Source organism: Rhodopirellula sp. JB055, from assembly GCF_043100905.1.
Lineage (GTDB): Bacteria > Planctomycetota > Planctomycetia > Pirellulales > Pirellulaceae > Rhodopirellula.
In genome coordinates this window covers 1-2,615 of the sequence record NZ_JBICHO010000490.1, presented here as the reverse complement: position 1 = coordinate 2,615, position 2,615 = coordinate 1, and the positions used below count along the sequence as shown (strand labels likewise).

2 protein-coding genes are annotated in these 2,615 nt (G+C 56.6%); both read right to left on the bottom strand.

The genetic code is table 11. The annotated features are described in order from the left end of the window. Positions 1-1,258 (bottom strand): DUF1549 domain-containing protein (locus ACF8AM_RS19330; RefSeq protein WP_392557224.1); only part of this gene is annotated, 1,258 nt, incomplete at its 3' end. A 344-nt stretch (positions 1,259-1,602) separates the two neighbouring features. Beyond that, positions 1,603-2,615: DUF1559 domain-containing protein (locus tag ACF8AM_RS19325; protein ID WP_392557223.1), on the bottom strand; the 1,013-nt coding region annotated here is incomplete at its 5' end.

Genomic DNA, 2,615 nt, shown 5'->3' with positions numbered 1-2,615 from the left:
CGCTCTTCCGATCTGTGGCCGAGGCGGTCAAGGAATCGATGTGTTTCCAATCCAACTCGTTGTCGCTGACCGCCTCAAACTCTTGATGCCAAATTGATTGTTTGAGCGAACGAATTCGCCGGTCGAGTTGCGACGCAAGCTCCTCGTCTTCATTGCTCAGCGGCACGGACAACAACGGCTCCTCGCCACTCAAGTCACAATCGACCGTGTTGTTGAAGAATGCCATGAACTCGTAGAACTCTTCATGTTCGATCGGGTCATATGGATGGCTGTGACACTGGACGCAACCGAAGGTGATACCTTGCCAGGTTTGCCAAACCGTGCTGACGCGGTCCATCACTGCGTTGATGCGAAACTCTTCGTCGTCCGTTCCGCCTTCTTCGTTGGTCTGAGTCAAACGACTGGCGGTGGTGGCCAAGAAATCGTTGATCGAAGGATCCGGCAACAGGTCACCAGCGATTTGCTTGATCGTGAACTCATCAAACGGCATGTCATTGTTGAGCGAATCGATCACCCAGTCGCGATACTTCCACGCATTACGACGACCGTCGATTCCCAAGCCACGACTATCGGCGTAGCGAATTTGATCCAGCCAAACGGATGCCCAGCGTTCACCATAGCCCGATGACTGAAGCAGTTCGTCAACCTTCTCTGCATATGCCGCGTCACCACGTTCTTTCGCCGCCGCGTTGAAGTTTTCGACTTCGGCCAGTGTCGGCGGCACACCGGTCAGGTCCAACGTGACTCGCCTGAGCCATTGGTGCGGGGGTGCATCCTCGGCAGGCTGGATGCCTTTTTCCTCAAGCGTGCTGCGAACAAAACGATCAATGGATTGACGGCAAGCGTCCGGGTTGGCAACGTCAGGAACTCCACGGGCAACCGGAGGTTCATAACCCCATGATTGTTTCCACTTGGCACCTTCTTCAATCCAAGTCTTTAGCAGAGCAATCTTTTCTTCGGTCAGCGGCGCACCGTGTTCGGGCGGCGGCATGATCTCCGATTCGTCCTCCGACAGAATCCGATCGATCATGTAAGAGCCATCGACGTCGCCCGGTTCGATCACCGCCAGCGCACTGTCGCGATGAATGAACGACAGATCACCGGCTTGTTTGACACCGCCATGACAGGCCACGCAGTGTTCGTTCAAGATCGGTTGAATGTCATCGGCAAAGTCGACGGCAGATGCGGACGACCAAGTCCCGAAACCGGTTCCAAACCAAGTGGCAACGATACAAAAGAGATAAAAACGATGTGTCATGAGCAGACAAAGAAAGGGAAGGCGACTTCACACGCAAGCAGCGACATTCCGTAGCAAGTCGACGCAATCGAGCCGCGGCCTGTCACATTTTAAACCACAGAGCCCTGATGGATTTCCCCCGGCACATCATTCAACAATGGCGATGTCGAACGCCGTAACACAGAAAAATGGGAGCGGTCCCAACCACAATAAGCGGAACCAAACACCTCGGCAAATGACAATTCGCAGCCACCAACCGGCATCCAATGGGCGAGATTTAAGAAACGCCCGGCATATCAGGCGATATGCCGGGCGTTGTCCTCGCCGCTAAAAACGCAAAATTGAGTGAGTACTAAGATCGAGAATCAGAACTCCTGATCGATCACCTCTCGTGCGCCGCGGGTCCCCAAGGCGCCCCACAACCCGTACGGGCTGGCGGATCCAGGCGGATTGGTGCTTTCTTGGGAAGCGTTTCGATGCCAAACCGTTTCCGCGCGGCTGTTGCCGGCTTCGATTGAATCGGTGATGAATTTCACCGCACCATCGGCCATCAACACATGCACACCGCCTTGGTGTCGACTACTGGCGGTTGTGATGCCTTCCGTGCCATGGTTCCCGCCCAAGCAGACTTCACTGTTGGGCGGCAGAATGCACAGGAACTGCGAATACAGAGGACGGAAATCGGCCCAGCGTCCGCCGCGTGTCGTGGCACCACCGGACGTTGTTGTGCCAGCCAACCAAAACCCGGGACGAGCAGGATCGATGAGCGCCGTATCCTCGCAGGTTTTGGGGTTGCCCATGATGCCGGTTCCCCATTGGCCGCCGTGACCTCCGTTGTTCAAGGCAGCCGCAGAACGGATGTCTCGGTCGCCCAAGTCCGTCACGATTTCACCGCACATGATCGTGTTGGATGTTCCATCGAGAATGTCTCGAAACTGAGTGTTGCCACGGGGAATAAAAACTCCCCGTAGGTTGGCCCGACATTGACGCATCAGCCAATTTTCATCCTGATATCGCCATCGGCCTTGGCCACCGTTGAATCGTGAACCGCCGATCTGAGTTCGACTGGTCGCATCCCCCGTGCAGGCCGCGTAGTTGCTGCGTCCAACGGTCGGCAATCCCCGACCAGGATCGCTGGGACAACGGTACGTCGGCACGTCCGTTCGCCAAGGCAGGTAGCGAACGGCGTAAGGCGCCGGCCCCATCGCGGGCCAGGTTCGATTGGCTTCGTCGGTGAGTGGATTGGAGATGTGTTCCCACATCCCCTGCTGCTCGATAAACGGCAGGATGCCCACCGAGTAGCTCAGCATGTGCCGGCTGAACCCGACCGGCGCGGCGGGAGCAATCCCGTGATCATCCGCCAGGGACCAAGAATCGT